The sequence below is a fragment of the Streptomyces sp. NPDC052043 genome (assembly GCF_044548235.1).
Taxonomy (GTDB): Bacteria; Actinomycetota; Actinomycetes; order Streptomycetales; family Streptomycetaceae; genus Streptomyces.
In genome coordinates this window covers 271,790-295,435 of sequence record NZ_JBIUBT010000005.1, presented here as the reverse complement: position 1 = coordinate 295,435, position 23,646 = coordinate 271,790, and the positions used below count along the sequence as shown (strand labels likewise).

Sequence of the window (23,646 nt, the reverse complement as noted above, 5' to 3'; positions counted from 1 at the left end):
CGCCGGTCCCTTCTCCGGGATGTCGGGCGAGGCTGTCGATCGGGATCCGTGACCAGCCTGAGCGTCCGGAGAAGCAGTTCAGAGATCTTCGATGCGCAGTCTCCTCATACCGTCCAGGCGTTCTCGCAGGTGAGCGATCGCCTTCTCCGGCTCACCCTGATGCACCAGGCGTTCGGCCTCCGCGACCACACCGCCCAGCGTCCCGGAGGAACTGCCGTCTTTTGCGGGAACGGTCTGCGGGGAGGGTTCGACGTCAGCTGTCTCAGGAAGGCTGCACAGCCTGATGACCTGGGCGCGGGCGCAGGCATACTCGTCAGAGTGACCACCGTGCCGGGCGAAGTGGTCGTCCAGGTACGCGAGAGCTTCGTCTGCTCGGTCGGCCTCGACGAAGATGCGGCAGAGCAGATGGATGATCCAGTCGGAGTCCCCGCCGGCTATCTCGGCCGCCCGGCTCAGCATCTCGATCGCCTCGTCGTGGCGGCCATGGCGCGCGAGAAGTTCAGCGAGTTCGAATGCCGCATGAGGTTCTCCTGCTCTGCTGTACTGCTTCAGCAGAGCAATCGCCTCCTCGATCCGGCCCCGTTCCTCCAGGAGGCGGGCGAGCGCGGTCCGGGCGTACTCGGCCCCGTCCTCGGTGAGACAGGCACGCAGCTCCGCCTCACGTCCGTGCCGGGCCAGCAGAGCGGCGAGTTGCTCGGCATGCCCGGCGAACACCATGCCGTCGACACTGACGTATTTCCTGAGCAGTACCGCCGCCTCGTCGACGCGACCCTGGCGTTCCAGGAGCGTGGCATGCAGGGGGACGGTGTCCCAGGCATCCGTCGCCCACGGCTCGAACGGGACCGTCGCACCGACGCCGACGGGTGGGAGCAGGGCGGCGATCTCGTCATCACGGCCATGGCCCAGGGTGACTTCCACCAGTACCTCGGCAAGGAAACTGTCGGCGGTCCGGGGACCGAGCAGTGCGAGGACCTGGTCGATGTGACCCTGCCGGGCCAGCACGCGCGCAAACTCGCACGCGGCCTCTCGGTGACCGGTGTCGGCGTGCAGACCCAACAGTTCGACGGCTTCGTCGAAGCGCCCCCAGTCGGCGAGCAGCCGGCCGACGGTGCGGACAGCCGGCCACCATCCGGTGGAGGCGAACGGCTCCAGGAGCGTCAACGCCTCGGCCTGTCCATCGGATCCACCGCCGGCCACGGCGGCTTCGGCGAGTCGGTGGGCGCAGAACCAGTCACCGCGAGCTGCGGCCTCGCGGAGTGTGCCGTGATAGCCATGCTTGTGAAGAGCCGCAGCGACGGCGGGTGGTATCCAGCCGTCGTAGATGCGGTGGCGGTGGTCGAGGTCGACTGAGTCCATGATCGCGAACTCTAGTGCCGCATCAGGCATGGTTTGCCCCGGTAACGGGGCTCGTGGCATGCCCCGGTTGGGTGGGCGCCTCTCAGTCGGGCGAGCCCTCGCTCCGCTCGCTCTCGAGCTCCCGGGCGAAGGTGAGTCCCCGGATGAAGGAGTGGACGTCCGGTGCGAGGGCCAGTTCCGAGTTGTTTCCGCATCGAACCAGGCAACGGACAGTTCCCCGTATCGGCCGCGGGTCCTGTAGTCGAGCCCAATCCACTGCCCGTCACCCGAGACCAGCACCACTGCCGTGGGCAGGCCCCATTCTTCGACCAGGTACGGGCTGTCGAGCAGGGGCTGACGCCTGCGGACCATCAGCGCCAGTAAGAGGTAGAGCAACGAGTGCAGAGCCCCGACCCGAGTTGCTTCGGGACGAAGATGTCGTCGGTTCAAATCCCGCCGCCCGACCACGCCCAGGCCCATGACGACTGATCACGGTCCAAGGGGCATTCGGCGCGGCCGGAATTCGACGCTACAGTCCCACCACAGACGTCAGCCGAGAAAGCTGAGCCGCACCTGGCGGTTGGGATTGTCCTTGTTGATGTCCACCAACCTCCGTTAAGGCAACCCCGAGGATAGCTGGCCTCCCTGAAGAGAGGCTGGTCGCGATCCTTGGTCCTCCCGGGGCCCGCCGCTCTTGAGCACTCGCACACCCTTTGTCAGGACCTCTTGGTCCCGGCCGTCGGCTCCGTCTCCGGCCAGGACGGCCTCCGCGTCGGCGCCACCAGCCGCCCGCCCCGCGACCGCCCCACGTGGACCCGGCCTGTCCCACCGAACCGAGAGTTGATCGAGGATGACGTGCACAAGATGCTGGGGCTCAACGTGAACGCACCGGACCATCATTTCCGGTCACGGCAATGTATACGGGCCGGCCCGGTGGAGTTCCAGGGTTGTGGCGAGGCGGATGACGGCGGTGTGCCAGTGAGAAGTGGCGGGGGCCGGGCCGTGGGTGCGGAGGGTGGTTGTCACAGCGGAGACCTTGTCCGCCGTGGTGTGGAAGCCGGTTCGGTGCAGGAGGGCGGCTACTGATTCGAGGATGTCGTGGTCGGTGGCAGTCAGGTTCTTCAGGCCCTGGTGGGCGGCCTCGGCGAGGGCTGCGAGGGCCTGTTCCAAGGCGGTGGTGAGGGGGTCGTCCGGGGGGCGCGGGGCGACGGGGAGGGCGGTGTCGCCGTCGCCGGGGACGAGGTCGGGGACGAGGACGCCGCGGGAGGTGCGGACGGCGAGAGGGGCGAGGAGGACCCTGCCCCGGTCATGGCGGAGGGAACCGCTGATCCGGTCGGCGGTGCCGGAGGCGAGGGCGTCGGCCAGGGCGTCCAGGGTGCCGGGGCAGTGGGGGTTGTGCGCGGTGCTCAGCAGGGCCTCGTTGCCGGCCGGGTCGTGAAGGACGGCTTCGAGGCGCTGTGCGGCCGGGTCGTACCGCACGGGTCCGGCCTCCGCGACGGCGAGGACGCGCATGGACTCGGCCTCCACTCGAGGGCGGACGAGGCGGGGAGGGAGGGTACCGGGGGCGGGGAACTGTGCGGCGAGGTCGGTGACCAGCAGCCCGGGCGGCAGGTCGTCCCAGGCGGTGCCGACGGGGGTGACGGACGTGGTGGCGATCCGGCCGCGGGAGATCTCCACGGCGCGGCTGGCTGTGCGGGAGGTGGCCTCGCTGACCACGTTGGCGGCGGCAAGGGTGCGCAGGTTTGTACCGAGGATCCTGCGGGAGCCGAGGTCGTGGCTGGTGGGCGCCTGACCGTCGGGAAGCTCCCAGCGTTTGTGCAGAACGAGGACGATACCGGCATCGGGGTGGGCGAAGAAGACGTCGGCGGTGCGGTCGCGGGCGGAGCCGTCGACGTGGCAGCCGAGGGCGACGAGGCGGACTCGGCGCAAGGCTGTGCGGGCCGTCTCGGCAGTGCCGAGGACGGCTGCGGGGTCGGTGGGGGCGGCGCGGTGGCGGGCGTGGAGTTCGGCGAGGAGCAGGGCGTGGGTCTCGCGGTCGTGGCGGGCGCCGCGGACGGCGTGCTCGGCGAGCTGATGGCGTATCCCCTCGAGGGCCGCGGCGGGCCAGTGGCGGCCGGCAGCCGTGAGGGCGGCGCCGGCACGGCGGAGGGTTCCGTCCAGGACGGGGCCGGCCTGGGGGACGCCTTCGACGAGGAGTTCGTCGACGAGGTCCATGGCTGCGCGGTGGGCGCTGTCGCCGTTGTCCGGGGTTGTTTCCTTTCCTCCGACGGTGACTCGGTCGCTGCCCTCGGTGTAGGCGGCTCGGAAGGCCCAGACGGCAAGTACGACCGTCGCGCCGCGCAGCGGCTCGGCCGCGTCGGTGACGGCGAAGCCGGGGCGGTGGGGCACGGGGAAACGGACGGTGCAGGCGGGGAGCTCGACGGCGGGAACGGGGTCGGCGGGGGTGGGGCGGTGGACGACGGCCTGGTAGCCGCGGTCGCGGGTGCGACGGGCTGCGGTGAGGGCGGGACGGCCGAAGGCCTCGGCGAGGGCGGTGTCGTCGATGCTTCCGGGGGACCAGTCGGTGAAAGGCGGCGGAGTGTCCGATGCGGTCGCGGTGCGCTGGTAGGCGAGGACGAGGCCGATGCGGTGGCGGCAGACTCCGTGAGCCTCGCAGCTGCAGCGGGCGTCCTGCAGGGTGGCGCCGGGCGGCAGTCGGGTCTCGGTGCCGTCAGGAAAGCAGCCGTGCACGGTGTGGTCGCCGGTGACGTCCAGGTCGGGGCCTGCTCCGGCGTCGAGGTCCTTGGCGGCGCGTTTGACCAGGCCGCGGTTGGCGAGGGCGGCGAGGGTGTCGGGGGTGAGGGCGAGCAGGTCGGTGCGGGTCATGCCGTTCGTCCTCCGTGGGCCATTCTCTCGGCGACGAATTCGGCTAGGTGGCCGGGGGTCATGGCGCCGATGTGTGCGCCGGCCTCGGCGAGGCGGCCGGCCAGGTTGCGGTCGTAGGAGGGGGCGGCCTCCTCGCCGAGGGCGGCGAGGCCGAGGACGGTGACGCCCTGTCCGGTCAGGTCGCGGACGGTGCGGGTCAGGCGGTGGGCGTCGCCGCCCTCGTAGAAGTCGGTGATCAGGGCGACGATCGTGCGGCGCGGGTTGTCGACGAGGCCGGCGGAGTAGTCGACGGCGCGGGCGATGTCAGTGCCACCGCCGAGCTGGACCTTCATCAGGAGTTCGACGGGGTCGGTGACGTCGGAGGTGAGGTCGACGACCTGCGTGTCGAATGCAACCAAGTGGGTGCGCAGTCCGGGCAGGCCCCATAGGCAGGCAGCGGTGACGGCGGAGTGGATCACGGATCCGGCCATGGAGCCGGACTGGTCGACGAGGAGGATCAGCTGCCACTGCTCGATGTGGCGGCGGGTGCGGGAGTGGAAGTGCGGCTGCTCGATGAGGATGCGGCGGTCCTCGGGCCGGTAGTGGGCGAGGTTGGCGCGGATCGTTGCCCTGAAGTCGAAGTTCCGGGCGCGGGGGGTTCGGCTGGGGCGGCGTGAGCGGGCTCCGGTGAGGGCGCGCCGGATCTCCGGCCTCAGCCGCTCGGTCAGGTCGCGCACGACGGCTTCGACGATGCGCCGGGCGGCGGCCAGAATCTGCGGGTTCATCAGGTGTTTGGTGCGCAGCACGGCCCGCAGCAGGCTGGTGCTGGGTTCTACGCGGAGAAGAACGTCGGGGTCGGTGACGATCTCGTCGATGCCGTAGGTCTCCACGGCGTCGCGTTCGAGGCGTTCGACCGTCTCCTGGGGGAAGAGACGGTGGATGTCGTCGAGCCAGTCGACGACGGCGAGCGTGGAGGGGCCGTCGCCGCCTTCCCGGTCGTCGGCGGTGCCGCGGCGTTCACCACGGCGGGCGAGGTCGTCGTCGCGGCCGTAGAGCCACTGGAGGGCGGTGTCGCGGGCGGCGTCCGGGCCGTCGAGGCCGCCGGTGCGGCGTTCGGCGGGGGCGCCGAGGATCAGCCGCCAGCGTTCCAGTCCTGCGCGGGGGTCGTCGGGGGTCATCGGGGTGCTCCGAGGGCGTGCCGGTCGAGCAGGAGGTCGGTGTGTTCCTCGAGGGCCGCGGCACGGGCGAGGAGCAGCGGGTCGGCGGTGGTGCGCAGCAGGGTGCGGGCGGAGCCGTGCAGGTTCCGGCGGTCGAGGAGGAGTTGTGCGACGCGTTCGCGTTCACGGGGCGGGAAGAAGGCGAAGGCCTGACGCAGGGCGGGCAGGGCGTGGAGGAAGACGTCGTCGGTCATGGTGGTGACGACGCCGTCCAGGGTGTCGAGTAGGGACTGTTCGCCCTTCGGGGCGGGCCGCAGGATCTCGTCGCGGGCGAGGGCGAGTAGGCCGGCCAGCCAGTCGCCGAGGACGGCGGGGTCGGCCCCGACGGCGAACGCTTCGGCCTCGCCGGCGGGTTCGGCCAGGGCTCCGAGGGCGCGGCGCAGGCCGAGGGCGGCGCCGCGCAGGTCGGCGGGGGCGTGCCGGTCGCGGGCGATGCGGGCGGCGGTTGCGGCGGCGGTTTCCGGGGTGAGACCAAGGGCGGGTGCGGCGTGGAGGAGGGCGTCGCGGGCGGCGGTCAGGGCGCGCAGGCGGGGGACGTCGACGCCGGGCGGGCCGCCGTGGAGGCCCTCTACTAGGTGGAAGAGCCGGTCGACGGCGTGGTCGAGGACGACGCCGAGCAGCGGGTCACGGGCGGTACCGAAGACACGGTCATGGCGCCAGAGGCCCAGGACCACGGCGAGGGCCCGCCCGAGGGGGCCGGGGTCGGCGGTGGTACGGATCCGGTGGGCGAGGCCGTCCAGGAGGTCGCGGGAGAGGGTTCCGGCTCCGCAGAGGACGGCGTCGAAAAGGAGGGCGGCTGTGGTCCCGGCGTCGGCGGCTGTACCGGTGTCGCGGAGGCGGCGGGCGAGGAGGGCTGTGGCGGCCTCGTCGGGGCGGGCTCCGTAGGCGCCGGCCTCGGTCAGTGCGGCGTCGCGGCCGGTGCGGGGGCAAGGTTCCCAGGTTTCGTGGTCGCGGAGGTCGGCTCCGTGGTCGGGGCGGGTGTGACCGGGGATGCCGAGGATGCGCAGCTGGTGGAGGAAGCGGCTGCGTTCGAGCCCTCGGGGGTTGGTGAGGTCGAGGTCGAGGGTGCGGTCGCCGTCAAGGCCGAGGCGGATCTCCTCGGCCGTCACGTGGTGGACCAGGGGTGGCAGCGGGGTGTCGGGGTGGAGGCGGCCGGTGCGGTCGCCGGTGCAGGCGACGACCGTTTCGACGACGGCGGGGTGGGCGCCGGGCCTCAGGGGGCCGTCGGTGTTCCAGGGGAGCGGCTGGTCGAGGTCGTCAGTGATCAGTGCAGCGGCGAGGCCGTCCAGGACGTCGACGCGGGCGGGGCGGGGGTGTCCGCGGAGGGCGGCGAGGCCTTCGGTGAGGGTGTGGGCGGAGATCAGGGCGGCGGTGGAGGCGGGGAGGCGGCGGGCGCGGAGCCGTTCCACGACGGTGCGATGGAGGGTTTTCGCGGCCGCGTCGGGGCCTTCGTCCCACAGGTGCTGGTAGTAGCCGGGGGACGGCATGCCGGACTGGTAGCCGGCGAAGGCGTCCATCTGGCGGAAGGAGTAGGGCACCAGGAAGCTGCCGCCCGCAGCCCCGTCGGGCGGGACGGGCACCGGGGGCCATGCGGCGGGTTCCGCGCCCGGAGACGCGCCGGGGGCGGCGGTGAGGGCGCGCAGGGCGGGCTGGTGGAAGCCGCCGGTCACCACCAGGACCGGCCGGCTGCCGGCGTGTGCAACGGCGGCACGGACCCAGGAGGCCATGTACTGCTCGCGGGCGCGGTCCCCGTCATCGGCCTCGGTGTCGCCGCGCACCAGGGCGAAGTAGGCGTCCAGGCGGTCCTGCAGGCCGTCCGGATCGGCGATCTCGAAGACGCGGTCCCACAGGGCGTCCACGGTGTCGACCCGGTAACGGGCGCGGAGCCGTTCGGTGGCGCGGCTGTAGCGGGCCTCGGCGTCGGCGTAGCGGTTGGCTGCGCCGTCGGGGCGGTCGGTGAAGGCGCGGTGCCAGGCGGGCAGGTCGATGAACCGGACCTCGGCGCCCGCGGTACGGCCCTCGGTGAGTGCCACCCATTCCGGGGAGTACGCGCACAGCGGGGCCCAGGAAGTGGCGACCCGTTCGGTGCCGCGGTAGTGGCTGAAGACGGCGATGGGCAGTTCGTGTCCGAGGAGCAGTTCGTCGATCCGGTCGTTCATGTCGGCGGGGCCCTCGACCAGGACGTATGCCGGGCGCAGTTCGCGGATCATGCGGCGAACAAGGCCGGCGCAGGCCGGTGAGTGGTGGCGCACCCCCAGGAAGGTGACGCGGGCGGTGCTCACCGTTGGTCCAGCAGGTGCCGGGCTTCGTGGAGGGCCTGCCACTTGGGGCCTCGGCGCAGGCGGGCCTGCTGTTCGAGGAAGCGGCGCAGGCGGGCGAGGTCCTCGGGGCTGTCCTTGGCGGCGGTGCCGGCGAGACAGGAGACGATGTCGGCGGCGTTGCCGGCCTCGCCGCGCAGGAACCAGCCGCGCAGGCCGACGGCGTGGGCCGTGGAGACGGCTTCGGCGGTGCTCATCACTGCGGAGGGCCGGTCGCCCTGGCCGGGTGCGCCGCGCAGTTCGCGGAAGGTACCGACCAGTACCTCGAGGACGTCCCGGTCGGGTGCCCGCTCGACTCCGGACTCGCGGAGCAGGGCGGTGGACTCGGCTTCAACGAGGGCGAGTTCGGTGTCGAGGTCGGGTATCGGGAAGACCGTCTCGAAGTTGAAACGGCGTTTGAGTGCGGCGCTCATCTCATTGACGCCGCGGTCGCGGGTGTTGGCGGTGGCGATGACGTTGAAGCCCTGGCGGGCGAAGACCATGCCGTCGTCGCCGTCGAGTTCGGGGACGGCGACGACGCGTTCGGAGAGCAGGGAGAGCAGGCAGTCCTGGACCTCGAGGGGGCAGCGGGTGATCTCCTCGAAGCGGACGATGCGTCCCTCGGCCATGCCGCGGAGCATGGGGGCGGGCACCAGGGAGCGGCGGGAGGGGCCTTCGGATACCAGCAGGGCATAGTTCCAGGAGTACTTGATCTGGTCCTCGGTGGTGGCCGCGCCGCCCTGCACAGTGAGCGTGGAGGTGCCGCTGACGGCTGCCGCGATGAGCTCGGAGAGCAGCGACTTGGCAGTGCCGGGTTCGCCAACGAGCATCAGACCCCGGTTGGTGGCCAGGGTCACCAGGGCCCGTTCGACGAGCGAGGGGCTGCCGACGAACTTGCGGCTGATGCCGGCGTCGGGGTCTCCGACCACGAAGCGGAGGGCGGCACGGAGGCTGAGCTGCCAGCCGGGCGGCCGCGGGTCGGTGTCCCCAGCACGCAGCTCGGTGAGTTCGTCGGCGTGGCGCACTTCTGCGGGCGGGCGCTGCAGGCGGGGCGGGTGCGGGTCGCTCACTGTGGTCATGGCGGGGCTCACTTGGCGGTGATGTCGGTCAGGTCGGCGAGAATCTCGGAGGCGATGACGGGGTCGATCTCGCCGAGGCGGTGCGGGTACGTGTGGTTGCGCCAGTAGTCACCGGGGGCGGTGTCGATCCATATGGTCTCGAGGGTCTGGTCGGGAAACGCGTCGACCATGCCGACGGCGATGCCGTCGTCGAGGGCGATGACGAGGTGGCGGTCGCGGGCGATCGGGCGGGAGAACCAGCGTTCCACGCCGTTGTCCTCGGGCGTGCCGCGTTCCCAGCCGCGCTTGGTGAGGCCGAGGAGTTTGCCGACGGGGACGGTGACGCCCTCGAAGCGGGTCAGCCGGTGGCCGGTGGCCTCCGCGTCGGTGAAGGCGTGCACGGGGCGCCCGAGCTGCGGGAAGGGCTGGAGGATCTCGTAGTCGGCGAAGAGGTCGGCCCAGGCCTCGAGTTCGTCTCCCAGATGGAGGGGGTGGGCGAGGCGCACGGTGGCGTCGGCGGGGAAGGTCCATGCGTCGTCGTGGACGTCGGCGAGGGTGAGGTCCTCGGCGACACGGAACGCGGTCACCATGCCGTCGCCGTCGCCGAGCCAGACCAGGCGGCACACCAAGTGGCGCAGAAGGGGGTGTTCGACGAGCAGTTCGCGGAACTCGGCGGCGGTCCAGGAGCGGCCGGTGACCATGGCGGCCTCCAAGCGGCGCAGCTGGTCGGAGGCAATGGTTCGGACCTCCTTCTTAAGGGCGGCGAACCGCTTGCGCTCAACGGGGGCGAGTTCCGGATCGTCCTTGACGCCCGGGGCCGGCAGGGCCTTGCGGAGCCTGCCGGTCTCGTCGCGGACACAGGGGCGGAGCTGTTCGTCGAAGGTGACGGTGAAGCGGCGCGGGCCGTAGTCGATGACGGTGCTGCCGTCGTCGGCAAGGCCGAGGTCGGGGACCAGCCGGTCGGCGAGCTGGTCGGTGGTGAGGCCGAGTCCTTCGGCGACCTCGTCGATCTTCTCCCGGGCTCGCTTCTTGAGGGCCTTGAACGGCACACGCTGGGAGATGCCGTGCAGATGGCGCAGGGCGGTGTCGGTGCCGATCGCAGCGAGGACGGTGAGGCCCTCGACGGCCCGGTGGTGGGCGTTCTCACCGGGCCAGACACGCACGAGGGGGGTGAGACGGCGGACGGTCTCGTCGTCGCCGAGGAGGCCGAGGGCGTGGAGGGCCCAGCTGTCCTTGGCCGGCATGCCGTGGAACCGCCACGTCATGAAGAGGGCCCAGGCGAACTCGGCAAGGGAGCCGGCGTCGCAGTGCTCGGTGACGGTGGCGAGGCCGGGGTAGACGTCACCGGGCTTGGAGATCTGCAGCATGGTCGTCACGTGGCGGACGGCGTCGGCGGGCAGGGCGCCGCGGCCGCCGGTGAGCCGGATCTGCGGGAACAGGGCGGGGTCGGCCCAGGTGCAGGGGGACGGCATCCTCGCCGGGAGGGCGGCCTCCAGCGGATCGCCGGCGAGGAGGTCGGCGACGATCTCCTCGGCCTCGGCGCCGCAGCCGGCGGCGATCTCCCGCACGGCCGCGGCGCCCACCTCTGCGGCGAGTTGCCGCAGGGCGTGTTCGGCGTGGGTGCGGGGCATGCCCGCCGGGCCGACGGCGTCGGGAACGAAAAGGGCGGCCGCGGCCCGGCCGTGGCGGCGGAGCCAGGCGAGAACCGTGGGCCTCAGCGACTGGCGGCGCACCAGCCACTCGGCCATCTGCCGGGCCACCTCGACGCTGCGGTAGGGCAGCAGCAGGCCGCAGGCGGTGGCCGGGTAGCGGGCGGCGAGCCGGCTCAGCATCGGCAGGGCGTGCAGGCCGTGGCGGGCGGCGACGGGCCTGAGGTGGCTCTCGGTGTCCCAGACGTGCTCGGGGGCGAAGGCGTCGAGCAGTGGGCGTACGACGTCCTCGGGGCCGGTGACGAAGAGGCGGGCGGCGTGGATGTTGCCCCGCCACGTCCCCTGCTGCATCTGCTGGATCTCGCGGGACCAGTCGTGCTCGCGCCACCAGGGGGTTTCGGCGACGACGGTGGCCGCCCAGACCTCCTGCTCCCCGGACTTCCAGGCCATCTCGGCCTGCGGCGCCCCGGGGACGTCGCGGGCCACGCGGGCCTTGCGGCTGGTGCGCTTCCGGGTCCACGGCGGGGCGACCAGCAGGGCGGGGAGCGCCTCCGCAGGCGCTTCTGCGTCCCGTTCGCCTCGCTTCAGCAGCGGGGTGACGACGGCTGCGGACGCCTCAGGCAGGGCGGGCAACGTCTCCTTCGTGAGCTCCGGGTGGGTCACCACGTGCAGGGGCAGCAGCATCCTGGAGAGGGACGCCTGTTCGCTGTCGCCCGCCGCGGCGGCGGAGAGCAGCCGCAGGGCCCGCCGAGGGTAGCGGTTCATGGCGTCGAGCAGGGCGGGGCGGACATTGCGGTCGCCGCCCTGCTTCAGCAGCAGGCGGAAGGCGTCGTCGGTGGGCAGTTCGGCGGCCCAGCCCGCGACGTCCCGGTGTCCGTCGGATCCGTAGGCTCCGTCGAACGCGTCCTCCAGCAGGGACCCGACGTCGGGACCGAGCCGGTTCGCGAGGGTGGCGAGCAGTTGGAGGTTCCAACCGTTCCAGCCGAGTTGTGCTCCTTCGCCGATGCGGGCGATCTGCTCCGGCCGGTACAGGGAGAGAAGGAGCATGCGCCGCAGGACGGAGTCGTTCGGTATCGGGCCGTCGCAGCACTCGTCGACCCAGGCATGCTCCTCGGGTACCAGGTAAGAGACCACGATGCGGCGCTCGGCGCTGTCCCGGAGGCCGGCGAGGGCCTCGACGGCCCGCCGTCGAGTCACCTCGTCGGCCACCGCGAGCAGGTCCCGGATACGGGCGGCGGTCTCCCACACGTAGTAGGTCTGGTAACCGGTCGCTCTCCGCAGCGCCGCGTCGTACCGTCGGGAACCTGCCTGCATGTAATGGGGGTTGACGCATCCCAGCTCCACGACGGCACGAGCGGCGAACGGCAGGCCGTGTTCGGTCACGCAGGCGTCGACGAGCACGTCCACCATCGTGTAGTGCCAGCCAACGGCGATCTCCACGGCGGCTCCGAGCGGAGAGGGACTGCCCTCCCGGTGGGCCCGGCCCTCCTTCACCAGCTCCGGGTCGCTGCCGGAGGAGGAGAACATCTCCTCGAACCAGGCCGCCTCCTGCGCGTAGCGGCGAGCGGCCTTCTCCACCGCGTCCTCGGCCGGCTTCGCAGCGGCCCGGAGCACGGGCAGGGCCCGCAGCCAGGTGGCGGGCATCTCGAACCGGTCCTCGTCGGCAATTTCCTGGTGCATGGCGCTGTTCCTCCCCGTCACCCGTTGCACGGGGACCTCATGAGCAGTTACCGATCACGTTAGACCTCGGCACTGACAACGGTCGGGCCCGTGCACGCCCGACGGCGGCACATCCGCATCGCAGGATCCCCTGCCTCTCACGATCAACTTTCTTGTGCTGCTAGCGCTTTCGACCTGCATCAGGTGTACGGGGCACTGTCTTCCCGAGATCGCCTCCTGCACCGATCGCTGCACCGGCGAGGTGCTGTGCGACTGGAAGGCCAACGGGGGCTCCGGCATGGCTGTACGAGGCAGGTCCACGGGCCGACGAGCGACTGCCACTGCCCCACTCAGACCTCGGCGCGACGACGCTCCGGCCGCCGCCATGGAGGAAGCCGGCCCATACGAACGGAGACGGGAGAGCTCGACGCCTCCCAGCGGACAGGCGCACACCACGCCTACGGGAGACAGGGACGCAGGTGGGCCGCCGATGCGTCTTCATCGGCAAGGATGAAGCCTGCTGCTGAGACAGCCGGTGCTCACCGCTCTGAAGTGGTTCGCGGAGATCCTGCCGGAGAGCGTGATCTCGGTCTTCGACCGGACCTGCCCGGCCTCCGCTTCGGGCAGAGGCGCTTGCCCGGGCACGCGTTGTGATCCCGGTCCATGCATGTGGGCCTGGTTGCTGTCCTTGCACAACTCGGAGATCCACAAGTTCCTGGGCGTTCTGGAGGCGCTCGCGCCGAAGCGCCCCGACTGGGTGTGGCATCGGCTGCGCATGGTGATGACGGATCCGCACCGTGACCTGCTGCCGCTGGCCCGCTGTCTACGGCTGGCGGCCCGACGGCAGGACTGGCCGGAGCGGCCCTACTCCGCAGTCCGGCCCGTCGTGCGCCATCGCTGGGGGGATGGCATGCCCCACAACAAAGACGGCGTCGAACTCCAGGCGGCCTTGGGCCGGTTGATGGCGAGCAGTTGGCTGACCAGCGGCCGGCAGCCGAGTCTGGAAGCCCGCCTGACATCCGCAGCCGGCAGCGCTGGCTGCCACTCCTCGGCTCAGGCCCCAGCGCCCCCTGACAAAGCCCCACGTCGGTTACACACCACCGCCCGCGGTGAAGGACGCACGACCTACCGGCCCAGCTTGCGTCTCCGCCTCGCCGCTCTCGCGGGACTGCGGGTCTGCGACGGAAGACAGATAACTGCCTGCGAACGGGCCGTCATACCCGGTCGCCCGGCTACGACTTCGAGGCTCAGGTCGCCCTGGCCCCCGACGTCGATCGCGTTGACCACGGCAACCGACTGGCGAGGGAAAAGCAGGCCTGGCAACTTTCAAGAGCGTTGGCCGCACTTGGTGTGTAGTCGGCCGCGTCATTGTTCTCGCGGACAAGGTAGCCCGGCTCACCGCGCTCGGCGTAGACCGCCTGCTCGGGGCGATCGAGGGGCAGCGAGACCAGGCCGCCCCCGCGCGCGGTCCTCCCGAGCTGCCCCCGGGCTCGCTTGGAGCGGCCGGACAACCGGTCTACAGTCGCTGCATCGGGCCGCCTCAGCCCAGGAACGACAGGCGGATCTTCCGGTTCGGATTATCCCTGTTTGTATCCACCAACCTCCGTTAAGACAACCCTCAGCGTAGTTGCAGGGACACGGTCACCCTCTTGCGGGTTGGCGGCCTCGGCTCACTCCACCGCCGCCGTCTCCCCGGATGACTTGCAGGTCATCGCAGTGGACGGTGCTCGACGCGTCGGTTAGCGCGATCTCGTACGCAACCGCCGCCCTCGTCGGGAAGGAAGTCGTCGAGGAGCACGGTGTCTCAGCGACAGGGAGTGCTAATCTCCCGGTCTTTTGAGGATCCCCAGTCAGCAGGTACTCACTCAGATACTCGACGTCTGTGTCCTCCTGAAGGTATCGCCCCCCAGATCCAGACAACCTCTCACACTCCATGTGTCTTCGCGGGTTCTCCCGGGTGTGCTGCACGACGTGGTGGTCCTGTGCCCGTCGCCCCGAACCCGGTCCGTAGTCCAATCGTTCGGGCGAGCGGGACCAGCCGCCCGCTCATGCGGCCGGAGGGCAGGCGGCCGCTGCTGCCGCTGTCGCTTTTCCGAGAGGTCCGGCTCACCGCGACGAACCTCATCGGCCTGCTGCTCAGCTTCGGCTACTACGGGCTGCTCTTCGTCGCCGCGCTGTACTTCCAGCAGAAACGTCAACTGAGCGCGTTGAACACCGGGTTCGCCCTGCTGCCGTCGGTCTGCATGGGCTTCCTCACGGCGCCGCTGTCGAGCCGCCTGACCGCCCGCAGCGGTCCGTACCTGCCCATGGCCGGCGCGCTGCTGCTCGGGAGCTCCGGTTTCCTGGGCTGGCTGACGGCCGACCCCGACACCCCTTACCCCGTGCTGCTCTTCGCGCTCATGGCCACAGGCCTGGCGACGCCCGTCACCGTCGTGGCCGCCACCGTGGCGATCATGGAGGCGAGCCCCGCGGACAAAGCCGGCGTGGCATCAGCGGTGTTCAACGTGTCCCGCCAGGTGGGCAGCGCCATGGGTGTGGCCCTCTTCGGTACGCTCCTCGGCGCGACGGGCGGCATGATCGGCGGGCTGCACGCGTCCGCGGTCATCGCGGCGGTGGCGTTCCTGCTGGCGTCCGTGCTGGCCGCGACCACCGGGCGCCGGGCCGACGCCGCCCGGTCCCGGTGAGGGCTCCTGAACTTCCCGAACCTTGGGCGCACGACGTTCCCGTCGGCCTTTCCGGCAAGGAACCGGCGCTGCGGGAAATTCCGCTCCGCCGATAACGCGCGGAATTTCCGGCGCGGTCCGCGAGCCGCCCCGAGGGCGCCCGATTGTCGGCGGCTCCACGCGATCAGTAACGCACTGGGAGACTGAGCAGACCGCGGGCACGCATAGACGGCCGCCAGCGCGGTCCGTCAGGCGGGAGGTCGAGCGCGAGCCCGGGAAAGCGGTCGAGGAGCGCGGCGAGAGCGATCTCGGTCTCCATGCGGGCCAGGGGTGCGCCGAGGCAGTAATGGATGCCGTGGCCGAGGGCGAGGTGAGCGGTGGCGTCGCGGCCGATGTCGAGCCGGTCGGGGTCGGTGAAGCGGCGCGGGTCGTGGTGGGCGGCTGCCAGGGACAGCAGGATGGTCTCGCCTGCGGGAATGCCGACCCCACCGATGGTGACGTCCTCGGTGGGGAATCGGCGGATGGCCAAGGGCACGGGCCCGTCAAAGCGGGCAAGCTCCTCGACGGCGGGGCTGAGCCGGCCGGGGTCGGCGCGAAGCACGGCCAGCTGGTCGGGATGGTTGAGCAGGGCCAGGGTGGCGTTGCCAATGAGGTGGACGGTGTTCTCGTACCCGGCGAAAAGGATGAGGAAGGCCAGGGACATGAGTTCGTCCTCGGTCAGCTCGTCCTCGTCGTCGCGTACGGCGATCAGGGCGGAGAGCAGGTCGTCGGCGGGGGCGGCTCGCTTGGCGGCGAGGAGCCCGGTGAAGAAGCCGAGCATGGCCCGGACGGCTTCCTTCGCCTTCTCGGGCCGGGCCGGGTCTGGGGCCACGAGGGCGTCGGTCCAGGACCGGAAGTCCTGGCGGTCGTCCGGGGCCACGCCCAGCAGGTCGCAGATCACGGTGATCGGCAGCGGCGCGGCGTACGAGGAGATGAGGTCGGCGCGGCCGAGCGGTGCAATGGCGTCGAGCAGTGCGTCGGCGGTCTTCCTGATGGGTTTCCGCAGGAGCTCGACACGGCGCGGGGTGAACGCCTTGGATACCAGTCGCCGGATGCGGGTGTGGTCCGGCGGGTCCATGTTCAACAAGTTGGCGTCCAGCGCCGGCGGCAGCGCGAGCCCGTGGTAGCCGCCGGGCTTCGCGTTGCGCTTGTCGAGAGAGAGGCGAGGGTCGGCGATGGCCTGGCGTACGTCGTCGTAGCGGGTGACCAGCCACGCCGGAAACCCGTCCGTCCCCGTGATCTGGTGGACAGGCCCGGTTTCACGGAGCCGCGCGTACACGGCATACGGGTTGACGATCAGCTCGGCAGGATCAACTAATGTCGGTTGTCCAGGCGTTGTGGTTGGCATGATCTCCACCCTAAGACTTGTCCCGTAACCGCTGTTCAGGTCGATGCTACGTATTCAAGGGCGAGGGTTGTTCAGTGGGCGCCGATGGCGATATCCAGGAGCTGCTGGTGGAGTCCAGGGCGGGCGAACAGTGCAGCTCCGGTGTCGGTCCGCAGTTGGCCGGTGAGGTCGCTGTAGGTGCCGCCGGCTTCTTGGACGATGGGGATCAGCGCGGCGATGTCCCAGGGGCCAGCACCCAGAAGGAGGAAGGCGTCCAGCTGACCGGTCGCTACCAGGAGGGCGCCGTGGCAGGTGCCGGACCCGGTGGACGGTTTGCGGGGCGCTGGCGTGGTGGGATCTGTTGCAGTCCAATCGAGCAGAGGTCGGACCTGCTTGACGGACCGGGCCAGTCTCGCGGCCACGGCACGTTCCTGCTGGTTCAGTCTGGGCGGAGGCGGCCAGATACCGACGGCTGCGTTCTGAGCACTTCCGCCTTCGGCGAGGGCCAACCGGTGTGTCGTAGCGTCTAAGTTGGAGGAGCTTGGCCCGGCCCAGGAGCCCGAGTCCGGCCTGGCCCACCACCGGCGGCCCAGGGCAGGGGCGGAGACCATACCCAGGGTGATGCGGCCGTCCTCTTCGAGAGCGATCAATGTGCTCCACTCAGGTTCGCCGGCGAGGAAGCTCGCGGTTCCGTCGATGGCGTCGATGATCCAGCGCCGTCTGCCGCGTCCATCGGTGCCGAACTCCTCACCGATGAACGCGTCGTCGGGACACTCCATGCGGATCATGGAGCGAAGGAGGATTTCGATCTCCCGGTCGGCGTCAGTGACTGGGCTCCCATCGCTCTTGGTCCGGGATTCGATGGTCGCGGTCGAGAAGTAGCTACGGGAGATGGCATCCGCCTGGTCGGCCAGGCGGTGAGTCAGTTCCAGGTCTGCCAGGTCCTTCACGAAGCTGCCCTTCCCACCGTGGTCCGCTATTGAGGCTCCGTATGGAGCGCGCAGGCGCGGTGAGATTATCAAGGTGTGGCTGCTGTGATCACGGCGTCGGAGCCGTCCTGGATCTCCCCGTTCACCGGACTGAGCCCGCGCTGCTTTGCCAAGTTGGTGGCCGCACTACGCCGTGAGGGCGCCGACGGGGGCCGCACGGGCCGACCGTGGAGCCTCCCGCTGGACGATCGCGTCCTGCTGGTCACGGCCTACTGGCGTACGAACTTGACATTGCGCCAGCTCGCCCCGTTGTTCGGTATCTCAAAGTCTGCCGCGGACCGCATAGTCGACCACCTCGGTCCGCTGCTGGCGCTTGAGCCCCGCAAGCGGTTCCGCAAGGACACTGTGCTCATTGTGGACGGCACTCTGGTGCCCACCCGCGACCACGCGGTGGCCGAGCAGTCCAAGAATTATCGGTACTCCACCAACCATAAGGTCGTCGTCGACGCCGACACCCTCCTGGTTGTGGTGGTCGGGCGGACGCTGCCGGGCAACCGCAACGACTGCAAGGCATGGGCGGAATCCGACGCGAAGGCCGCCGTCGGGCAGACGACCACGATCGCCGACGGCGGCTATCCCGGCACCGGGCTGGTGATGCCGCACCGCCGACGCAAAGGCAAGGAACTCCCCGCTTGGAAAGAGGAACACAACCGCTCACACAAGCAAGTCCGGGTCCGCGTCGAGCATGTCTTCGCCCGCATGAAGACCTGGAAGATCCTCCGCGCCTGCCGCCTCAAGGGTGACGGAGTACACCACGCCATGCTCGGCATCGCCCGTCTACACAACCTCACCCTCGCCGGATAGAGAGGAGGACCTCATCGCCGCTGATCGCGCGCATCAACCTCGAGATCAGTTACGGGACAAGTCTGAGGCCGTGAATACACCCACCACGCCGTGATCATCACATCAGCCCTGGCCCGACGCCGCGACGATCGGTGCCGCTACGCTTCCACCGGCGCAGACATCACCATGGCAAGGGGGATCGTGAGCCGACCACTCCTGTTCCTCGACGTGGACGGGCCCCTCAACCCTTATGCGGCCAAGCCGGAGAAGCGTCCCGACGGCTACACCACACTCAGAGTGCCCCAAGACAGTGGGACTCCAGAGGGCCATCGAGAACTCTCGCTCCGTCGGCGACCCCTGCGGGTCTGGCTCAACCCGGAGCACGGACGAGCCCTGCTCCGGCTCGACTTCGAGCTGTGCTGGGCTACCACATGGATGGGGGATGCCAACCGGTGGATCGGCCCAGTGCTCGGCCTTCCTGAACTACCCTTCGTCGACTTCGGCGACGCCTTGTTCCAAGAGCGCCCCGACGGAGTTCACTGGAAGACTCCTCCTCTGGTGGACTACGCCAACGGCCGTTCCTTCGCCTGGGTGGACGACGAACAGAGTGATCTAGACCAGGCGTACGTGACCACCCACCACAGCGCACGTGGACTTCTGCACCACGTCAACCCGCGGATCGGCTTGCGCGAGGACGACTTCCGGACCCTTGCCGACTTCGCCCGGTCTTTGGGTACTTCACGAGCCACCGGCTGAGCCTGTTCTGCACGTCGGACAGTTCTGTCCGGGCGCCGAGATCATTGCGGGACAGCACTTGGCCAGCCCAGCAAACCTCAGCGACTGTCGCGCCCGTAGTTCAAGAAAGTCCCTGGTCGTGGACGACGCAGCACGGCTACCGTCAGCGTCCTCACTCTCACAGTCCTTGGGGGGACATCCATGTACGTCCGCGCGCTGCGGCCTATGCCAGCACTCGGCACTGTGATTGCCGGGGTCCTGATGGCCTCCGGATGTTCCGCAGAGCCAGACTCGGCGGGACCGCGGGCGACCGCATCGGCCAAGGCCGCCATAGCGCCTCTGACGCGGGCACAGTTGCGGGCGCTCACCTTCAAGGAGGGCGAGGTTGCGGGGGCGGACGAGGTCGGGAATCCGGTGCAGGACCCTGTGTCGAAAGAGGAGCAGCGCTCCTTCCCGCCGGTGTCCGATCCCGCTTGCCAGACCGTGCGCGACATCCGCGACGGGGAGGGCGCGTCCACCGTTGTCTTGCAGGTCTTCAACTGGAAAGGTGACATCTGGGGTGGCGGCTCGATGCTTGCCGCCTACGAAGACGGGAAGGCCCAGCAGGCCTTCGCAGAGCTCAAGCAGGCACTCGGCTCCTGCCGCTCGTATGAAGGCACGGGCTGGGTAGGGAAGTTCAAGTCCACGCTGACGATGGAACAGGCCCCGGACGTCGGGGACGAAGCCGTGCGATTCCAGGAGACCGGCCCCATGCCTCATGAGGCCCCCGGGGAGCGCAACCAGCAGTTCACCGTGGTGCGGGCCGGGAACACGATCGTGACGTTCGACAAGCTGAACGTCGACGGCAGCGCGTCCTTCCCCGCCGATCTGGTCAACCGGCAGGTCGAGCGGCTGCAAAACGCACAACGCCCATGAGGCAGCACGAGGCCGTCGCGGACCACTTCAGGCCTACGCGCGTTCTGCCGCGGCTGTTGGCCTGCCAAGTAGGGTGCCGCGCATGACCACTTCTCCCGATCACATCAGCAGCAGAGAGGACCTGGCGGCCTTCGTCCGTTCCTTGCACCACCGCTATGCCGATGAAGGCCACGCGTGGGAGAACCCAGACCTCTCCAGGTTTCTGGAGGCCCTGGCTGCATGGATCGACGACGCAGGCGGCTGCTACCGCAACGACGGCCGCGAGCTGCCCGCCAACGGCGACTGGAGCTTCTTCGCACAAGCCCTGGACGCGGCGACCATGTACGAGTAGGTCGGCGCACCACAGTTGGGTTGTTCACTGAGTGTCCAACTGCGTGACAACGCCGACGGACAGCGGCGGATGAGCGCGGACGTCTGCGGACCGTCAGCGCAGGCGAGCGGCACAGCGGCCCAAGGTCGAGCGCCCGCCCGAGTTGCTTCGGGACGAAGAGGTCGTGAGTTCAAATCCCGCCACCCCGACAGGGAAGTACCAGGTCAGGGGCCTGATCCGCGAGAGCGGGCCGGGCTCCTGAGCGGTTTCCTGGCTTCCTTGGGAGCCGTTTTGACGGGGCCGGTGGACCAGGCCGTCTCGTACTGCTCCGGGCTACCGTGAGCACCAGCGGTGCGCCGCAGGGTGTAACGGCGGAGCGTGCGGGCTCCTCCTACCGAGGTGCTGTGAAGTGGTGGCGCCGCTTCGGCCCGGCCTCCGGCAACGAGCCGAAGCTGGACGATCCGTTCGGCCGCTACGTCGTCACCACGTTCGTCAAGGGCACCAACATGGGCCCGTACGAGGCCGCCCGCCACATCCCCGGGGTGAGCGGGCACGAGCTGTCGTACACGGCGAACCGGCACTTCTCGATCGTGCTGCTGAACGAGGCGATGGCCGACCTGGTCAACGCGCACGCCCGCCTGGACATCTCGCAGGCGTGGGGCGACGGCACCACCGTGGCCGCGGACGGCACGCACATGGACACCTACCTCGACAACGCGCTCGCCGAGACGTCCGTGCGGTACGGCAAGCCGGGCGACATCGCCTACCACCACCTCTCCGACACCTACATCGCGCTGTTCACGCACTTCATCCCGTGCGGCGTGTGGGAGGCCGTCTACATCATCGAGGGCCTGCTCAAGAACACCTCCGAGGTGAAACCGACCACCGTGCACGCGGACACGCAGGGCCAGTCCCAGCCGGTGTTCGCACTCGCCCACCTGCTGAGCTTCGACCCGATGCCCAGGATCAGGAACCGGAAGGGCCTGACCTTCTACCGGCCGTCGAAGCAGACCGAGTACGTGCACATCGAAGCGCTGTTCGGCGAGCCGGGCGAGAACACGATCGACTGGGACCTGATCGAGTCCCAGTTCCGGCACCTGATGCGGGTGGCCATCTCCGTGAGGGAGGGGCGATCTCCTCGTCGACGCTGCTGAAGCGGCCGCGCTCGGGATCGCGGAAGAACGTTAGCTACACCGCGTTCCGCGAGGTCGGCCGTGTGATTCGCACCGAGCAGCTGCTGCGCTACCTCTCCGACGCCCCGCTGCGGCGCAGGGTGACCGCGGCAGCGAACAAGGTCGAGGCGTTCAACGGCTTCTCCCAGTGGCTCGGCTTCGGCAACCGCGGCGTCATCGCCGACAACGAACCCGTCGAGCAGGAGAAGGCGATGAAATTCAACGCGCTGCTCACGAACGCGGTGATCTTCCACAACACCTTCGACATCGCGGAGATCGTCCGGCATCTGCTGGAAGAGGGCTGGGAGATCACCCCGGAGAAACTGGTCCACATCTCGCCTTACCTGACGGAGCACATCAACCGGTTCGGCGAGTACTCCACGCACGAGCTCGGCGCCCAGCCCAGACCGTACGACCCGAAGCTGGACGTCGACTTCACCCCGCTGCGCGACCAGGGCCCTGCTGCCGCCGGCTTCGGCGAGGCCGCCTGATCTCAGTTGGGCGCTATGTCGGCGAGTGCAGGCTCTGCGGCAGGCCTCTCGAAGTTGCGGGGTGTCTGGGAGCGGTAGGAGTGGCCGAGTTCCGGGCCGAGTCCGAAGTAGTGGCGGAAGTTGTAAATGAGGGGGCTCCAGGCGGCGGGGTCGATGTGGTCGGTGCCCGGAACGACGATCCGGGAATCGGCGTGCACCTTGCACACGACGGCCTCGACGATGACGAAGCCCCCGGAGACGTCCGACTGCACCCGCTCGGCACGGGCCTCCAATTGGATCGGGCATCCGGCCACGCGAGGCGGCCGGACCAGATGGGAGGGCTCGCTGGTCATGCCTGCGGCGGCGAACTTGTCCGGCTCGAAGCGGCAACCCTTGGGCTTGCTGGAGGGCACTGGATTCCGGCCGGTCAGCGGCGCCAGCCGCTCCACAGCCGGCCACTGGCCGGGGGCCGGCAGGCTGACGACCAGGTCGGGGCGGCTGCCGAGGTTGTACGCGGTCTGCCCCTCACGGCCCAGCCCGATCACAACTGTCCGCCCGAGGGCCCATGCGGATGATATCGGGGCAAGGTTGAACGAGCCGTCTTGATTCTCTGTCGACAGGAGCACCACTGGCGTCCCGAAGTACAGGATGCTCGGCTCGATCTCCAGGTGCGTGGCGACAGTCTGTGCGGGCAGGGCGCTGGAAGGTGCCGTGTTCATGGCGAGCAGCCTAGGGTCCGGTTATTTCGGCCGGGACCGAAGTGTCACAGGGGACAATGGACCGCATGGACACGCAGCGCGCACATGTAGCCGGTCCTGACCTGGCTACCGTGGCGAAGCTCCTGGCGGACGGTACGCGGGCAGGCTTCTGTCTGGCCCTGCTCGACGGCCGGGCTTGGACAGCGACAGAATTGGCACGTCATGCGGGGGTGGCGCCCTCGACCGCGACTGAGCACTTGCACGCGCTCGTCCACGGAAGCCTGCTGGCCGAGGAACGGCAGGGCCGCCACCGCTACGTGCGTCTGACCGGCCCGCACGTCGCCGAGCTGATCGAGAGCCTTGCCGCGATGGCGCCAGAGCGCACCCCGGCGCCCCGTTCCCTGTCGGCGACTGGCCGCCGACAGGCCCTCGCCCACGCCCGCACCTGTTACGACCACCTCGCCGGGACCATCGGGGTCGCCATCACCGATGCGATGCTCGAGCGAAGGCTGCTGGACCTGGAGCACGGATTCGGGCTCACCAGCGCCGGAGCGACCTGGCTCGAAGAGCTCGGCATCACCGTCCCGACCGGCACGCGCCGACCGTCGGTACGGTCATGCCTGGACTGGACCGAACGCCGCCCCCACCTGGCCGGCGCCGTCGGTGCCGCCCTGTGCCGTCACGCGTTCGACACAGGCTGGATCACTTCTATCGGTACCACGCGCGCCGTCGCAGTCACGACCCTCGGCCGACAGGCACTTCGCCGCCATCTCGGTTTGTCCGATGAACTCCTTTCGCAGAAATGAGTAGTTCTGAGGATCACGGACCCCTACCGGACCGCGTCTGGTTTGCCCCTGATCGCGTTGCACCTCCTGCCGCCTCCTCGATCAGCACTCCAACTCGCTCGATCTTGCCCCTCGGCACCCGTACGCTCGTCGGCATCGCCTCACGCGCCATCACCGAGCCGGGCGGCGTCTCATTTGGTGCGGCCGGAAGTCACTCCTACAGTGACGGCGGACGGAGCCCTACCCGAGGAACGACAGCCGCACCTGGCGGTTGGGATTGTCCCTGTTCGTGTCCACCAGGCACACCGACTGCCATGTGCCCAGTTCCAGCCGGCCGCCGATGACCGGGATGGTCGCGTGCGGCGGCACGATGGCGGGCAGGACGTGGTCGCGGCCGTGGCCGGGGGGGCCGTGGCGGTGCTGCCAGCGGTCGTCGGCGGGCAGCAGGGTGTGCAGGGTGGCGAGGAGGTCCTCGTCGCTGCCGGAGCCGGTCTCGATGATGGCGACACCGGCGGTGGCGTGCGGCACGAACAGGTTCAGCAGACCGTCCCGGCCGGCCGCGGTCTCCTGGAGGAAGGCCTCGCAGTCACGGGTCAGGTCGACGACCGTCTCCCGGGAACCGGAGGCCACGTTCAGCACTCGGGTGGTGAAGGCAGGTGACATGCCTCCCATCCTCCTCGATCCCCGGGGAAGATCCGCGC

At 69.9% G+C, this 23,646-nt stretch carries 16 protein-coding genes and 1 pseudogene; 7 read left to right on the top strand and 10 right to left on the bottom strand.

Going from position 1 to position 23,646, the window contains the following annotated elements; genetic code table 11:
- Positions 1-78: 78 nt before the first annotated feature.
- The 6 genes from ACIHCX_RS15625 to ACIHCX_RS15600 form a co-directional block, all read right to left on the bottom strand.
- Positions 79-1,386, bottom strand: a complete 1,308-nt coding sequence (locus ACIHCX_RS15625; RefSeq protein ID WP_400029556.1) for a tetratricopeptide repeat protein — start codon at positions 1,384-1,386, stop codon at positions 79-81.
- Positions 1,387-2,241: 855 nt separating this feature from the next.
- Complete coding sequence (locus ACIHCX_RS15620; RefSeq protein WP_400029554.1) at positions 2,242-4,200, bottom strand: hypothetical protein; 1,959 nt, start codon at positions 4,198-4,200, stop codon at positions 2,242-2,244.
- Positions 4,197-5,357 carry a VWA domain-containing protein gene (locus tag ACIHCX_RS15615; protein ID WP_400029552.1) on the bottom strand — a complete coding sequence of 387 codons (1,161 nt, stop codon included), beginning with the start codon at positions 5,355-5,357 and terminating at the stop codon, positions 4,197-4,199. The genes ACIHCX_RS15620 and ACIHCX_RS15615 overlap by 4 nt, the downstream gene beginning before the upstream one ends.
- Positions 5,354-7,678 (bottom strand): DUF5682 family protein, encoded by a 2,325-nt coding sequence (locus tag ACIHCX_RS15610; protein ID WP_400029550.1) that lies wholly within the window; start codon positions 7,676-7,678, stop codon positions 5,354-5,356. The genes ACIHCX_RS15615 and ACIHCX_RS15610 overlap by 4 nt, the downstream gene beginning before the upstream one ends.
- On the bottom strand, positions 7,675-8,772 hold the full coding sequence (locus ACIHCX_RS15605; protein WP_400029548.1) for an AAA family ATPase: 1,098 nt from the start codon (positions 8,770-8,772) through the stop codon (positions 7,675-7,677). The genes ACIHCX_RS15610 and ACIHCX_RS15605 overlap by 4 nt, the downstream gene beginning before the upstream one ends.
- A gap of 8 nt (positions 8,773-8,780) precedes the next feature.
- On the bottom strand, positions 8,781-12,080 hold the full coding sequence (locus ACIHCX_RS15600; protein ID WP_400029546.1) for a DUF4132 domain-containing protein: 3,300 nt from the start codon (positions 12,078-12,080) through the stop codon (positions 8,781-8,783).
- Between the two features lie 1,778 nt (positions 12,081-13,858).
- Here ACIHCX_RS15600 and ACIHCX_RS15595 point away from each other — a divergent pair.
- On the top strand, positions 13,859-14,743 hold the full coding sequence (locus ACIHCX_RS15595) for an MFS transporter (RefSeq protein ID WP_400029544.1): 885 nt from the start codon (positions 13,859-13,861) through the stop codon (positions 14,741-14,743).
- Positions 14,744-14,906: 163 nt separating this feature from the next.
- Here the strand turns inward: ACIHCX_RS15595 and ACIHCX_RS15590 are convergent, their stop codons facing one another.
- Complete coding sequence (locus tag ACIHCX_RS15590) at positions 14,907-16,109, bottom strand: cytochrome P450 (protein ID WP_400029542.1); 1,203 nt, start codon at positions 16,107-16,109, stop codon at positions 14,907-14,909.
- Between the two features lie 71 nt (positions 16,110-16,180).
- A complete protein-coding gene (locus ACIHCX_RS15585; protein ID WP_400029540.1) occupies positions 16,181-17,038 on the bottom strand; it encodes an inositol monophosphatase family protein in 858 nt (285 codons plus the stop codon).
- Positions 17,039-17,113: 75 nt separating this feature from the next.
- Here ACIHCX_RS15585 and ACIHCX_RS15580 point away from each other — a divergent pair, with 75 nt between their 5' ends.
- The 5 genes and pseudogenes from ACIHCX_RS15580 to ACIHCX_RS15560 all read left to right on the top strand — a co-directional run bounded on the left by ACIHCX_RS15580 (position 17,114) and on the right by ACIHCX_RS15560 (position 21,483).
- Positions 17,114-17,881 (top strand): transposase, encoded by a 768-nt coding sequence (locus tag ACIHCX_RS15580; protein WP_400029538.1) that lies wholly within the window; start codon positions 17,114-17,116, stop codon positions 17,879-17,881.
- 180 nt (positions 17,882-18,061) lie between these two features.
- Entirely contained in the window at positions 18,062-18,616 is a 555-nt protein-coding gene (locus ACIHCX_RS15575; RefSeq protein ID WP_400029969.1) for a hypothetical protein, read from the top strand.
- Between the two features lie 180 nt (positions 18,617-18,796).
- A complete protein-coding gene (locus ACIHCX_RS15570) occupies positions 18,797-19,510 on the top strand; it encodes a hypothetical protein (RefSeq protein ID WP_400029536.1) in 714 nt (237 codons plus the stop codon).
- Between the two features lie 82 nt (positions 19,511-19,592).
- Positions 19,593-19,841 (top strand): hypothetical protein, encoded by a 249-nt coding sequence (locus tag ACIHCX_RS15565; RefSeq protein ID WP_400029534.1) that lies wholly within the window; start codon positions 19,593-19,595, stop codon positions 19,839-19,841.
- Between the two features lie 317 nt (positions 19,842-20,158).
- Positions 20,159-21,483, top strand: a pseudogene (locus ACIHCX_RS15560) (transposase).
- A 2-nt stretch (positions 21,484-21,485) separates the two neighbouring features.
- On the opposite strand, the gene ACIHCX_RS15555 reads toward ACIHCX_RS15560, so the two are convergent.
- Entirely contained in the window at positions 21,486-22,181 is a 696-nt protein-coding gene (locus ACIHCX_RS15555) for a flavin reductase family protein (RefSeq protein ID WP_400029532.1), read from the bottom strand.
- Positions 22,182-22,237: 56 nt separating this feature from the next.
- Between ACIHCX_RS15555 and ACIHCX_RS15550 the strand changes: the two genes are divergently transcribed.
- Positions 22,238-22,966: an ArsR/SmtB family transcription factor gene (locus ACIHCX_RS15550; protein ID WP_400029530.1), complete on the top strand. Its 729-nt coding sequence runs from the start codon at positions 22,238-22,240 to the stop codon at positions 22,964-22,966.
- A gap of 219 nt (positions 22,967-23,185) precedes the next feature.
- Here ACIHCX_RS15550 and ACIHCX_RS15545 read toward each other — a convergent pair whose 3' ends face one another.
- Entirely contained in the window at positions 23,186-23,608 is a 423-nt protein-coding gene (locus tag ACIHCX_RS15545) for a secondary thiamine-phosphate synthase enzyme YjbQ (protein WP_400029528.1), read from the bottom strand.
- Between the last annotated feature and the right edge of the window lie 38 nt (positions 23,609-23,646).